The sequence below is a fragment of the Acidiphilium cryptum JF-5 genome, assembly GCF_000016725.1.
In the GTDB taxonomy this organism is placed as follows: Bacteria; Pseudomonadota; Alphaproteobacteria; order Acetobacterales; family Acetobacteraceae; genus Acidiphilium; species Acidiphilium multivorum.
Window position 1 is genome coordinate 2606719 of record NC_009484.1, and the last position, 12912, is coordinate 2619630.

At 69.6% G+C, this 12912-nt stretch carries 14 protein-coding genes; 7 read left to right on the forward strand and 7 right to left on the reverse strand.

What is annotated here, in order from left to right; translation table 11 throughout:
- Window positions 1–816 (reverse strand): metal ABC transporter ATP-binding protein, encoded by an 816-nt coding sequence (locus ACRY_RS14335; RefSeq protein ID WP_012040007.1) that lies wholly within the window; start codon window positions 814–816, stop codon window positions 1–3.
- Window positions 813–1733: a metal ABC transporter solute-binding protein, Zn/Mn family gene (locus ACRY_RS14340; protein WP_012040008.1), complete on the reverse strand. Its 921-nt coding sequence runs from the start codon at window positions 1731–1733 to the stop codon at window positions 813–815. The genes ACRY_RS14335 and ACRY_RS14340 overlap by 4 nt, the downstream gene beginning before the upstream one ends.
- A gap of 127 nt (window positions 1734–1860) precedes the next feature.
- Between ACRY_RS14340 and ACRY_RS14345 the strand changes: the two genes are divergently transcribed.
- A complete protein-coding gene (locus ACRY_RS14345; RefSeq protein ID WP_007422865.1) occupies window positions 1861–2091 on the forward strand; it encodes a tautomerase family protein in 231 nt (76 codons plus the stop codon).
- Window positions 2088–2624, forward strand: a complete 537-nt coding sequence (locus ACRY_RS14350) for a DUF4232 domain-containing protein (RefSeq protein ID WP_007422864.1) — start codon at window positions 2088–2090, stop codon at window positions 2622–2624. The genes ACRY_RS14345 and ACRY_RS14350 overlap by 4 nt, the downstream gene beginning before the upstream one ends.
- Here the strand turns inward: ACRY_RS14350 and ACRY_RS14355 are convergent.
- The 4 genes from ACRY_RS14355 to epmA all read right to left on the reverse strand — a co-directional run bounded on the left by ACRY_RS14355 (window position 2593) and on the right by epmA (window position 6301).
- Entirely contained in the window at window positions 2593–3867 is a 1275-nt protein-coding gene (locus ACRY_RS14355; protein WP_007422863.1) for a glycerate kinase type-2 family protein, read from the reverse strand. The two genes, ACRY_RS14350 and ACRY_RS14355, sit on opposite strands and share 32 nt — an antisense overlap.
- A gap of 107 nt (window positions 3868–3974) precedes the next feature.
- Entirely contained in the window at window positions 3975–4886 is a 912-nt protein-coding gene (locus ACRY_RS14360; RefSeq protein ID WP_043509218.1) for a heme-dependent oxidative N-demethylase family protein, read from the reverse strand.
- Window positions 4880–5236, reverse strand: coding sequence for a hypothetical protein (locus tag ACRY_RS14365; RefSeq protein WP_007423439.1), 357 nt, complete (start codon window positions 5234–5236; stop codon window positions 4880–4882). The genes ACRY_RS14360 and ACRY_RS14365 overlap by 7 nt, the downstream gene beginning before the upstream one ends.
- A gap of 75 nt (window positions 5237–5311) precedes the next feature.
- On the reverse strand, window positions 5312–6301 hold the full coding sequence (gene epmA / locus ACRY_RS14370) for an EF-P lysine aminoacylase EpmA (RefSeq protein ID WP_007423441.1): 990 nt from the start codon (window positions 6299–6301) through the stop codon (window positions 5312–5314).
- A gap of 23 nt (window positions 6302–6324) precedes the next feature.
- On the opposite strand from epmA, the gene ACRY_RS14375 reads away from it, so the two are divergent.
- Genes ACRY_RS14375 through accC form a run of 4 tightly spaced genes read left to right on the forward strand, consistent with a single transcriptional unit; the run spans window position 6325 to window position 9597 of the window.
- Entirely contained in the window at window positions 6325–7302 is a 978-nt protein-coding gene (locus ACRY_RS14375; RefSeq protein WP_012040010.1) for a lysine-2,3-aminomutase-like protein, read from the forward strand.
- Between the two features lie 12 nt (window positions 7303–7314).
- The gene (gene aroQ / locus ACRY_RS14380; protein WP_007423443.1) at window positions 7315–7764 is read left to right on the forward strand and encodes a type II 3-dehydroquinate dehydratase; all 450 of its coding nucleotides are present in this window, start codon (window positions 7315–7317) and stop codon (window positions 7762–7764) included.
- Window positions 7761–8243, forward strand: a complete 483-nt coding sequence (gene accB / locus ACRY_RS14385; RefSeq protein ID WP_012040011.1) for an acetyl-CoA carboxylase biotin carboxyl carrier protein — start codon at window positions 7761–7763, stop codon at window positions 8241–8243. The genes aroQ and accB overlap by 4 nt, the downstream gene beginning before the upstream one ends.
- Window positions 8244–8256: 13 nt before the next feature.
- On the forward strand, window positions 8257–9597 hold the full coding sequence (gene accC / locus ACRY_RS14390) for an acetyl-CoA carboxylase biotin carboxylase subunit (protein WP_196796294.1): 1341 nt from the start codon (window positions 8257–8259) through the stop codon (window positions 9595–9597).
- Between the two features lie 11 nt (window positions 9598–9608).
- On the opposite strand, the gene ACRY_RS14395 is transcribed toward accC, so the two are convergent.
- Window positions 9609–10472, reverse strand: a complete 864-nt coding sequence (locus tag ACRY_RS14395; protein ID WP_231295275.1) for an N-acyl amino acid synthase FeeM domain-containing protein — start codon at window positions 10470–10472, stop codon at window positions 9609–9611.
- Between the two features lie 164 nt (window positions 10473–10636).
- Between ACRY_RS14395 and ACRY_RS14400 the strand changes: the two genes are divergently transcribed.
- On the forward strand, window positions 10637–12883 hold the full coding sequence (locus tag ACRY_RS14400) for a putative bifunctional diguanylate cyclase/phosphodiesterase (protein ID WP_231295276.1): 2247 nt from the start codon (window positions 10637–10639) through the stop codon (window positions 12881–12883).
- Window positions 12884–12912: the final 29 nt, after the last annotated feature.

Consider the following 12912-nt stretch of genomic DNA (forward strand, 5'->3'; position numbering starts at 1 on the left):
TTAGGGAATGCGGACGACATGCATCGCATCCTCGCCATGCGCGTGATCATGGTCATGGTCGTGCGGCCCGCCGCCGGCGGCAACCACCAGCACCCTCCCATGCACGCGCAGCACGTCGATATGCGCGCCATACAGCGCGCTCAGCACCGCGCCGCGCACCACCTCCGCCACCGTGCCAGCCACCGCGCGCCCCTCGGCGACATAGACGATGCGGTCCATAGCCGGCAGCAGCGGGTTCATGTCATGCGCCGACATCAGCACCGCCACCTTCGCCTCGCGGGCGAGACGGGCGAGGAGTGACACCACCTCGGCGGTACTGCGCAGATCGAGACTGGCCAGCGGCTCGTCGAGCAGCAGCACGTCGGGGCGGCGGATCAGCGCATGGGCGATCATCACCCGCTGCTGCTGCCCGCCCGAGAGGTCGCCCACCCTGCGATCGGCGAAGCCGGTAGCACCCACCGCGTCGATCATCTCGTCCACCAGCGCGCGGCGGCGGCGCGAGGGCAGCGGAATGCCGAGCCGGTGCCCATCCAGCCCGAGCGCGATCACGTCGCGCGCGCGCACCGGCATGAACCGGTCGAGCGCGATGCTCTGCGGCACATAGCCCACCTGCCCGCGCCCGCCGATCGTCACGCGCCCGTCCAGCAGCGGCACGAGGCCGAGGATCGCACGCAGCAGCGTCGTCTTGCCCGAGCCGTTCGGCCCGATCAGCCCGGCGAAACTCCCCGGCGCGAGGCTGAACCCCACGCCGGACAACACCGCCCGCCCGCCATGGCCGACCGCGACACCCTCCAGCGCGAGCGCGTCCCCGCTCACCTCGCCCCCCTCACCTCGCCAGCCACGAGCGCGCTGGTGGAGGTGCCATGCGCAACCGCCCCGGTCACTGCCGCGGTCTCCGCCAGCATCCAGCCGCCGAAATGGTACCCCGCCGGCATCGTCTCATACAGCGCGACCACCGGCACCTGAGCCGCCCGCGCGGCATCGAGCATCGCCCGCGTCAGCGGGCCGATCACCTGCCGGTTATAGCCGAGAAACGACACTTCCCGCCGGCGCAGCAGCTTCTCCTGCGCGGCGATGTCCTGCGGCGCGGGATCGGTGCCGTTCATCACCGCCGCCTGCAGGCTCCAGGGTGTGGCGACCGCGATGCCCATCGCCCGGAACAGGTCATTGCCCACCGGTTCGGTCACCGCCGCGCGGATGCCGGCATGCTGCGCCCGGAACGCGCCGATCGCCGCCCGCCACGGGGCGAGCGAGGCCTCGAACGCGGCGAGGTTCCGCCGATAGACGGCCGCCCCCGCCGGGTCGATCGCCGCCAGCGCCTGCGCGATCGCCGCCGCCACTTTCGGCATCGCCGCCGGATCGTACCAGATGTGCGGGTTGCGCGTCGCATCCGGCAGGCCGAGCACGTTCTGTGCGGCGATCACATGCCGCCCCCGCGCGCTGCCCGCCGTCGCGCGGATGATCCGCCGCGCCCAGGAATCGTAACCAAGCCCGTTGAGCACCACGAGCCGCGCTGCGGCGATTCGCCGCGCCACCGCCGGGCTCGCCTCGAAGCCGTGCGGATCGGCGTTCGGATTGGTCTCGATGGCGGCAACCTCGACCCGGTCGCCACCGATCGCGGCGATCACGTCGGCATACTGGCTCTCGATCCCCACCGCCGGGATGCGACCGGCGGCGCGGGCGATCCACGGCGCCGCCACCAGCCCGGCCAGAAGTCCCCGCCGTTTCGCCATGTCCCCCGGTCCTCCTGCGACCCTTCGGCAGAAATGATATGTTATATCATTCCACCGGTCCACTCCCCCCTGCCCGCACCTGACGGGCTGGTGTAGGCTGATCGCCCTCCAGAGAAGGACCCGCGCCATGCCTCATGTCATTATCAAGCTCTATGCCGGCCGCAGCGAGGCGCAGAAGCACCAGATCGCCGAGGCGGTCGCGCAGGCGGTGATGGCCTCGGCGGGGAGCAGCGAGGCTGCGGTGTCGGTCAGTATCGAAGACGTCGATCCCGAGCACTGGAACGAGAAAGTTTTCGAGCCGGACATTCGCTCCAGGGCGGAGACGCTCTACAAGAAGCCTGGCTACGAGCCGAAATGAGAGCCGCCGCCGGACTCGCCCTGCCCTTGCTGGTGGCGGGCTGCGCGCGGCCGGCGGCGGTGACGGTCTGCTCCGGCGCGCGGATCGTGGCACGCACCGATTCCGAAGGCGGCGCGTTCGACGGCATGTCGCATTCCGGCACGCTAGTGGTGCTGCGCAATCCGGGGCCGGCGCCCTGCACCCTGCCCGGCCTGCCGCGCCTCGTCTTTCTCGATGCCGCGGATCACGAGCTTCCGGTCGTCCGCCGCCCGCCCGTCGGGATGCACCCCGGCCCCGTGGTGCTGCCGGTCCGCCTTGAGGCGGGCGCTGCGGCGACGACCGCGCTGCGCTGGGTGGCCGATCCGGTCTACACCCGCAATGCCTGCATGAAGGTGGCCGCATTGCGCATCGCCTGGCCAGGCGGCGAGACGACCCTCCCGCTCGCCGCGACGATCTGTGGCCCGAAAGGTGCGGCGGCGGGCATCGCCCAGAGCCCGCTCGCCCTCGCCGGAGAAAAAACACTCAGCGGATCAGGATCGCCCGGAAATCGTTGACATTGGTGCGGGTCGGCCCGGTCACCACGAGATCGCCGAGCGGGGCGAACAGCCCGTAGCCGTCATTGTCGGCGAGGCATGACGCGGGATCGAGGCCGATCGCCCGGGCGCGGGCCAGCGTGTCCGGCGCCAGCACGGCTCCGGCATTGTCCTCGGTGCCGTCGATCCCGTCGGTATCCCCGGCAATGGCGTGAATCCCCGGCGCCCCGCCGAGGGCGACCGCGAGACCGGCGAGGAACTCCAGATTCCGCCCGCCGCGCCCACCGCCGCGCACCGTCACCGTCGTCTCCCCGCCCGAAACCAGCACACAGGGCGGGGCGAGCGGCGCGCCATGCGCGGCACAGCTCCGCGCCATTCCGGCCATCACCGCCGCCACCTCGCGCGCCTCGCCCTCGATCGCATCGCCGAGGATCAGCGGCGTCACCCCGGCCGCGCGGGCGACCGCGGCCGCCGCCTCCAGCGAGGCGAAGGGGGTGGCGATCATGATTTCGCGGGCGCGGGCAAAGGCCGGATCGCCGGGCTTCGGCGTCTCCGCCTCCGGCCGCGCCAGCCACGCGGCAACCGGTTCCGGCACCGCGATCCCGGCGCGGCGCAGGATCGCCCGCGCATCCTCCGCCGTGGTCGCGTCCGGCACGGTCGGCCCCGAGCCGATCACCGAGGGATCGTCGCCCGGCACGTCGGAAATCATCAGGGTCACGATCGCCGCCGGCGCCGCCGCGGCGGCGAGCCGCCCGCCCTTGATCGCCGAGAGATGCTTGCGCACGCAGTTCATCGCCTGGATGTTCGCACCGCTCTTCAGCAGGGCGCGGTTCACCGCCTGCTTGTCGGCCAGCGAAATCCCCGGCGCCGGCAGCGCCAGCAGCGAAGAGGCGCCGCCGGACATCAGCACGAGAACCAGATCGTCCGCGGTCAGCCCCCGCACCATCGCGAGGATGCGCGCCGCCGCCGCCTGCCCGGCCGCGTCCGGCACCGGGTGCGATGCCTCGACCACCTCGATCCGCCCGAGCGGCTTTTTGCTCCCATGCCCGTAGCGGGTGACCACGAGGCCGGACATCGGCGCTTCGTCCGGCCAGTGCGCCTCGACCGCCTCGGCCATCGCCGCCGCCGCCTTGCCGGCGCCGATCACCACGGTCCGCCCCTTCGGCGGCGGCGGCAGATGCGGCGGCACGCAGCGCGAGGGCGCGGCAGCGTCTACCGCCGCCGCGAACATGCGCCGCAACAGGTCGAGATCGCCCTCACTCATGCCGCTTTTCCTTTCCGCTCGGCCCGCAGCCACGCCGCCCGTTCCGGGCAGCAGGCTCTATCCGTCTGACAACGCGGGCATTCCGGCCCCGCCGGCCGGGCCTTGCTCTAGCGCGGCGGGGCAACCCGGTCCAGCGCGGCGAGCAGGGCGGCACGGAACGGGGCGATGCCGCGATAGGCCGCCACAGTTTCGGGCAGCCCGCGCACAGCCTCGGCCAGCGCCGCCGCGGCGCCCGGCACCGCCATCACCTCGGCCAGCGCCGCCTGCCGGGTGCGGATCGTGAACAGCACGGCCCCGCTCTCCGGCAGCCGGCTCAGCGTCTGGCGTTCGACCCGCAGATGCAGCCGCGCCGGAGCGGTGCCGGCGGTGACCGCCGGGCCGGGGGCGATATGCGGCTCCGGCTGGAACAGGTCCGATCCGTCATGGATCGTCCAGTTGAAGCGCTCGACCAGCCGGCCCGGCGCCAGCGCGGCGATGAACCGCGCCACCGGGCGGTCCAGCCGCTCGGCATAGAGCGGTACCGGGGTATGGATGGCGGCAAGGTCGCGGCCCAGCTTGTCCGCCAGCCGCCAGCGCGAGGGAAAGCATAGCACCGCCGCCGTGAGCGTCGCCGTCGCCGGGTCGAGCAGGCAGAGATCCTCCTGCACCAGCCTTCCGGCGAGTTCGAGCGGGTCGCATTCCGGCGCCGCAAGGTTCCACCGCTCGCCGGTGAGGCGGTTTTCCAGCATCGCGCCGGCCAGGGCGAACCAGGGCGCACGATCGGCGAGCAGGTGGCCGGCGACCAGGAGCAATGTCTCGCGCCGCGCCGCCTCGCTGGACGGCAGCGCGCCGAACACCTCGGCCCGGCGCAGGCCGAGCAGCGCCCGGCGTTCCGCCATCTGCGCAGGGTAGTCGGCGCCGAAGGCGGTCAGTTCCGCGGGCGGACGGGCGATCAGCCCCATCGCCGGCCGGTAGGGGCCGGGCGCGAAGGGCAGCCAGAGCGGCGAGGCAGGCAGCGCCGGCGGCGGGGCGGTCAGCAATCGTTGCCGCGCAAGGTGAAGGATTTCACCATGCCGCCCTCGAGCGCGAAGGTGACGGTGCATTGCCGCGTATAGGTATCGGGCTGGAAAAACGGGCCGTAATAGGGGCCGTAGAAGCCCGGATAGGGCGGCACGAAGCCCGGCTGGTAGGAATACGACCGCTCGACATAGGCGAAATAGGTCTTGCCATCGACCGTGATCTTGCGGTCCGGCACGCCGAGTGCGGCCACCAGCGCCGATTCCGGCCGCCCGACATAGGCCGACATCCGCTCGGCAAGGCTTGGCCCCACCGCGCAGCCGGCCAGAACCAGGGCCACGACCGGCGCAGCCAGAACAAGCTTCCTTCGCATCGCACGCTCCTCGTCTCCGGGCCTTGGCCCGTTGGTGATGTGGAATGTCTACAGTGGGTCCGTTTCCGGCTTATATCAGAGCCATAACACATCGGTGATGCGCGCGGCGCCGGCGGCGATCATCGCCAGGCGGTCGAACCCCAGGGCAATCCCCGCGCAATCCGGCATCCGCCCCACCGCCGCCACGAAATCTTCATCGAGCGGCCAGTCCTCGCGGCCATACAGCGCGTGCCGCCGCGCCCGGTCGGCCTCGAAGCGGGCCCGCTGCTCGACCGGATCGGTCAGCTCGGCGAACGCGTTGGCAAGCTCCATCCCGCACACATACAGCTCGAAGCGCTCGGCGACGCGCGGATCGTCCGCCCGCCGCCGCGCGAGGGCGGCGAGCGGCGCCGGCCAGTCGGTCAGGAAGGTCGGATTTTGGCGACCGAGATGCGGTTCGATCCGCCCGAGCATGAGGCGGAAGAACAGGTCCTCCCAGTCCTCGCCGTCGCGGCGCGCCACCCCGGCATCGGCGGCCAGCCGGTCGGCATCGCCGACGCTCGCCAGCACATCGACACCGCAATGGCGCGCGAAGGCCTCGGCGACGCTCAGCACCTCGATCGCGGCAAGATCGGTCGTCACCCCCCGGCACGTCACGACCGGCGGCAGCACGGCGCGGAGGAGCTGCGTCGTCTCCTCGATCATGGAGGAAAAATCGGCCCCCGGGCGATACCATTCGAGCATGGTGAATTCGGGCGCATGCGTGTCCGACCCCTCATGGTCGCGCCAGACCCGGGCGAGCTGGAACATCCGCCCGGCGCCGCCGGCGAGCAGCTTCTTCATCGCGAATTCGGGGCTGGTATGCAGCCATTTCCGCGCCGCCGCGCCATCCGGCGCATGCACAATGGTCGACAGGGCGGCGAGATGCACTTCCTCGCCCGGCGCGGGGACGAGGCAGGGCGTCTCCACCTCGATATATCCGCGGGCGGTGAAGAAGGCGCGCGTCGCCTGCGCGAGCAGCCCGCGCCGCCGCAGGAAGGGCAGCCGGGCGGCGAGGCGGTCGGGGTCCCATGCTTGTCTGGCCATGCGCCGCAGGATAGCACCGCCGCATGGCCACTCCCACGCTCCGCACCGCAGACCAGCTGATCGAGGCCGGGCTCGCCCCGCCCGCCGCCCGCGCGGGGCTCGAGGCCGTCGCCGCGCGCTACGCCACCGCGATCCCGGCACCGCTCGCCGCCCTGATCGGTGATCCGGCGGACCCGATCGGCCTTCAGTTCATCCCCGACCCCGCCGAGCTCGAAACCGCCCCCCACGAGCGCGCCGACCCGATCGGCGATGACGCGCTCTCCCCGGTGCCCGGCATCGTCCACCGCTACCCCGACCGCGCGCTGCTCAAGCCCACCCTTGCCTGCCCGGTCTATTGCCGGTTCTGCTTCCGCCGCGAGCATGTCGGCCCGGAGGGTGGCGTGCTGTCCGAAGCAGAGCTCGAGGCGGCGTTCCGCTGGCTCGCGGATCACGATGCGGTGAGTGAGGTAATCCTGACCGGCGGCGACCCGCTCATCCTCTCGCCCCGCCGCCTTGGCGCGATCTTCGCCCGGCTGCGCGCGATCCCGCATATCAGCCGGCTGCGGCTGCACACCCGCGTGCCGTTGGCCGATCCGGCGCGGATCACGCCGGCGCTGCTCGCGGCGCTCGATCTCGACCCGCCGCTCTTCCTCGTGCTGCACGCCAACCACGCGCGCGAATTCGGCGCCGAGGCCCGCGCCGGGCTGAGGGCGCTGCGCCGCGCCGGGATTCCGCTGCTCGGCCAGTCGGTGCTGCTGCGCGGCGTCAACGATTCGGCGGACACGCTGCGCGCCCTGTTCGAGACCATGCTCGAATGCGGCGTGAAACCGTATTACCTGCACCAGCTCGACCCCGCCCCCGGCACCGCCCGCTTCCACGTGCCGATCGTCGAGGGCCGGGCGCTGATCGCCGCCCTGCGCGGCACGATTTCCGGCCATGCCCTGCCGACCTATATCCTCGATTCGCCCGCCGGAAAGACCACGCTCGAACCCTCGCCGGTTTCCCTTTCCGCCGGCCTGTGATAGGCGCGCATCATGCCTGTACCGCTGATCGCCGTGCTGAACGGCCCGAACCTGAACATGCTGGGGCTGCGCGAGCCGGAAATCTACGGCATCCAGACCCTTGACGATCTCGAGGCGCTCTGCGCCGAGGCGGCCGAGGAACTGGGCCTCGCCATCGATTTCCGCCAGACCAACGGCGAAGGCGAGCTGATCACCTGGGTGCAGGAATGCCGCGGCCGCGCCGCCGGCATCATCATCAACCCGGCGGGCTACTCGCACACCTCGATCGCGCTGATGGACTCGCTGCACGCGGTCGACCTTCCGGTCATCGAGGTGCATCTGTCCAACATCCATCAGCGCGAGGCGTTCCGCCATCATTCATACGTATCGCAGGCCGCGCGCGGCGTGATCTGCGGCCTTGGTTTCACCGGCTACCGGCTGGCGCTTCAGGCGATCGCCGAGATTGTGGAGCAGGAAGCATGAGTCTCTCCTTCGACCCCGAGGTGCTGCGCGCCCTCGCCGCCCTTCTCAAGGACGGCGACCTGGCCGAGATCGAGCTTGAGGAAGGCGACCGGCGGCTGCGCCTGGCCCGCGCCAGCGCGCAGGCGGCACAGTTTGTCGCCGCGCCCGCCTATCCCGCGCCGCCCTACGCGATGCCGCAGGCCGCCCCGGCGCCAGTGCCGGCCGCCGCCGCGCCCGAGGCCGCCCCCGCCGCCGCGGCGAGCCATCCGGGCACGGTGAAGTCGCCGATGGTGGGCGTCGCCTACCTCTCGCCGGAGCCGGGGGCGGCACCGTTCATCAGCGTCGGCTCGACGGTCGAGGCCGGGCAGACGCTGCTGCTGATCGAGGCGATGAAGACCTTCAACCAGATCAAGGCGCCGCGCGCCGGCACCGTGAAGTCCATCCTCGTCGCCTCCGGCCAGCCGGTCGAATACGACGAACCGCTCGTCATCGTCGAATAAACGGCCGGTGCCCGTGTTCTCGAAGATCCTGATCGCCAACCGGGGCGAAATCGCGCTCCGGGTCCAGCGCGCCTGCCGCGAGATGGGCATCGCCACCGTCGCGGTGCATTCCACCGCCGATGCCGATGCGATGCATGTGCGCCTCGCCGATGAGAGTGTCTGCATCGGCCCCGCCGCCGCGCGCGACTCCTATCTCAACATGCCCGCCCTCATCAGTGCGGCACTGATCACCGGGGCGGAGGCGGTGCATCCCGGCTACGGCTTCCTCTCCGAGAACGCCGATTTCGCCGAGATGGTGGAAGCCCATGGCCTCGCCTTCATCGGCCCCTCGCCCACCCATATCCGCATGATGGGCGACAAGATCACCGCCAAGACGACGATGGCGGATCTCGGTGTGCCGCTCGTCCCCGGCTCGGACGGTGAGGTGCCGGATGTCGAGGCGGCGAAGCGCGTCGCCGCGGAAATCGGCTGCCCGGTGCTGATCAAGGCCGCGGCCGGCGGCGGCGGGCGCGGCATGAAGGTCGCCCGCACCCTTGACGAGGTCGAGGAAGCCTTCCGCACCGCCCGCGCCGAAGCCGGTGCGGCCTTCGGCAACAACGCCGTCTATATCGAGAAATATCTCGACCGGCCGCGCCACGTCGAGCTTCAGGTGCTGGGCGACAATCACGGCAACGTGGTGCATTTCGGCGAGCGCGACTGCTCGCTGCAGCGCCGCCACCAGAAGCTGCTGGAAGAGGCGGGTTCGCCCGGCATCACCCGCGAGGAGCGCGACCGACTCGGCGAGATCGCCACCGCGGCGCTGACGAAGTTCGGCTACCGCAACGCCGGCACGCTCGAATTCCTGTATCAGGACGGTCAGTTCGCCTTCATCGAGATGAACACGCGCCTGCAGGTCGAGCATCCGGTCACCGAAATGGTCACCGGCGTCGATCTCGTGCGCGAGCAGATCCGCATCGCCGCCGGCGAGACGCTCGGCTACGGCCAGGCCGACATCTCGTTCAACGGCCACGCCATCGAATGCCGCATCACCGCCGAGGATCCGGAAACCTTCGCCCCCTCGCCGGGCAAGGTCGAGGTGTTCCACGCCCCCGGCGGCCTCGGCGTGCGGCTCGATTCAGCGATCTATGCCGGCTATCGCGTGCCCTCCCATTACGACAGCCTGGTCGCCAAGCTGATCGTGCATGGGCGCAGCCGGGCCGAAGCCATCGCCCGGATGCGCCGCGCGCTCGAGGAATTCGCCCTTTCAGGCATCAGGACGACGATCCCGCTGCACCTGCGTATCCTCGACGACCCCGGTTTCCGCTCCGGTGAATACACGATCCACTGGCTCGAGAACTTCGTCGCCCGTCGCTGAGTACCGCCGCCTCAGGACGCGGCAACGGCCGGCATCGCCAGGGGTGCCGCACGCGCCGCCAAGCATTCGAGGGCAGAGAACACCGAAAGCCGCGCTGGTTCGCCCGCCATCAGCGCCTGATGCGTCGGGTCGCCGGCCGCCATCCCGGCCATGAACGGAACGGTATGCTGCGCCACGGCATACTGGTCTCTGAACAGCCCCATCAGCCCGGTCTGGAAGGTCAGTCCCGGATAGGGCCGCGGCCGCTCCAGCACGCGAAAACCGCAGCGGCGGTACATCGGCATGTGATGCGCGCGCACCGCGTTCAGCACGGCATCGACGTCGTGATGCAACCCGATATAGCCCGCCGCGCGGAAGGCTGCGAACAGCACCTCGACATCGTTCGCCGCATCGGCCGCCCGCGCGAGCTTGCCAAGCTCGATCGCGCTGCCCGCGGTGCCGGGCCGGCGTTCGGCCGCGACGACCGCCCGGATCTCCGCCTCGAAGATCTCCATGGCCTGGGTCCGGTGAAACACCGGATCAGGGTGGCCCGGATCGAACAGCGCGACGCGGATCGTCGCCGCCGGCGTTCCGTTGCGGAATACCAGGATCGTGGAGTAATTCGGCCTCGTATCATATTCGTCACTGAACAGGCCATCCGGCCGTTCGCCGACAAAGCCGTATTCACGGTAGGCGTCGTAGCGCATGCCGTAGGCCAGGCGCGCCTGCTGCGGCGACGTGACCAGCTGTGCCTCGATGATATTGCCGGTCTCGCGCAGCCGCTTCACGCCCGTGCGCGGCTCGACATCGGTATCCAAGGGGGAATATACCATTTTGGTCTCCACCGAAAGTTGTTCGCGTTTGCAATTTAACCGATCTGCTTTAAGATTTAACAAATCATTTCAACCTATAGTGGTTTGCAAGTTGTCGGAAGATGGATTTTGAATTTGATCATTTTCCATTCGCTGTCGCAAAGAAACTGAAATTGAGACAGTCAGGCCAGACTACCCTCGATCTGTTGCCGCAAACACGACGTCAGATCGACATATCGCTACTGGACATGAGAACCGCGCTGGTCCCCCGGATGGTGGTCACAGGCGGGCTCGTCTCGGGTGCGCTGTGCTGGAGCTTCTGGAACCGGCTGCATGGCGCGCCGTTGCTGACCGGTGGCTTCGCCGGCCTGTTCACCGGCTACGTCCTGCTCTCGATCTCCGCGATTCTCTGGGCCCGCCGACCGGCGGACGTGCGGCCCGTCGTTTTCAAGCTCGCCTTTTCCGGCCTGGCCCTCATGATCGGCATATTCTGGTCGTTCATCCTGATCGGCGGGCTGCACCATGCCGATCCGGTGCAGACGAGCATGCTCTACGCGGTCGCGATCGGGCTGATGTCGACCTCGGCCTTCTCGGGTCCAGCACTCTACGCCCTCGCCCTCTGGACACCGGTGACGATCGGCTCCGTCATCGCCATCATGGCGGACTCGGCAATCCCCCCGGCCGCGACGCTGATCGGTCTCGCGAGCTACGCCTTCCTCACCTTCTCGACCATCCTCTACGTCAACGCCAACACGATGGAGCGCGAGTTGCGCCGCCTCGAGGCCGAGCGCCAGAGCGAGGTAATCAACCTCCTCCTCCGCGATTTCGAGGAGGGGGCGAGCGACTTCCTCTGGGAGACCGATGCCTCGCTGACGCTGATCCGCCCCTCGCTGCGCTTCGCCGAGGTCGCGCGTTCGACGCCGGCGGAACTCGCCAGCATGTCGATCATCCGCTTTCTCGTCGAACACGGCCGAGCCGGGCCGGATCATTCGTGCAACGCCGCGGTCGGCAACCTGATCCACCGGATCGGGCGGCGGGAAACCTTCAATGAACCCCGGACCCCGCTGCATTTCAGCAACGAGGAGCGGTGCTGGTCGATTGCCGGCAAGCCGGTGTTCGACCGCGAAGGGGTCTTCATCGGCTATCGCGGCGTCGGGTCCGACGTCACCGCCCACCGCCTGGCCGAACGCAAGATCGCCCACATCGCCAGCCACGACAGCCTGACCGGCCTCGGCAACCGCATGAGTTTCGACGAGGCGCTACAGGCGGCCTGCTCGGGGCCGGTCGGTGTCGGCACCGGGCTGATCTGTCTCGACCTCGACCATTTCAAGTCGGTGAACGACCGTTTCGGCCACAAGACCGGCGACGAACTGCTGCATGCGGTCGCCCGCCGCATCCTGTCATGCGTGCGCAGCCATGATCGCTGCTTCCGCCTCGGCGGCGACGAATTCGCGATCCTCCTGCCCGATGCGACGATCGCCGATGCCGAGGCGGTCACCGGCCGTATCATCGATCGGCTGGCCGATCCCTTTCGCCTCGCCGACGTCACGGTGGCGATCGGCTCCTGCGCCGGCATCGCGATGATCACCCGCCCCGGCATCCTGCCGGAGGATGCCCGCCATGCCGCCGACCTCGCGCTCTACCGCGCCAAGGCGAGCGGCCGTGGCTCCGCCCGCCTGTTCGATCCGGAAAACGACCGGCACACGACCCGCCTCCGCCAGATCGATGCCGCGCTGGTGAACGAATTCGAAAAGCAGGTTTTCTTCCTCGAATACCAGCCGATCGTCCGGCTCGACAGCGGCGCGGTGACCACCGTCGAGGCGCTGGTCCGCTGGAAGCATCCGGAATACGGCATTCTCCCGCCGGACCAGTTCATTCGGGCTTCGGAGCATAACGGCGCCATCATTCGCATCGGCGCCTTCGTCATCGAGGCCGCCTGCGCCTACGCCGCCACCCTGCCCGATCACATCGCGGTTGCGGTCAATCTCTCGCCCGTACAGCTTCACGATCCGGCGCTGATCGAGCGGATCGGCGCCGCCCTCGTCCGCCACCGCCTCGGCCCGGGCCGGATCGAGTTCGAACTGACCGAAACCGCGATCCTCGACGTCTCGCCCGAGACCCGCCGCATCCTTGAGGCGATCACGGCACTCGGTTGCCGCCTCGCGCTCGACGATTTCGGCTCCGGCTATTCCTCGATTTCGACCCTGTACTATTTCCGCTTCGACCGGCTGAAGATCGACCGTTCCCTGATCAAGGACGCGATGGATGATCCCCGCCGGCGGACCATTCTCTTCCATATCGGCCGCATGGCGCGCGATGTCGCCCTCACCATCACCGCAGAGGGCATGGAAACCGATCATCACCGCGTCAGCCTGATCGAACTCGGCTTCGAGGAGGGACAGGGCAGCCTGTTCGCGATGCCGATGAGCGGCGAGGCCCTGCACGACTGGCTCCGACTCCGCCTCGTCCCCAGCTCGGGCCGCCTGTTCGGCTGAGGCCGACGCCATTGTTGCCGAGGCGGATC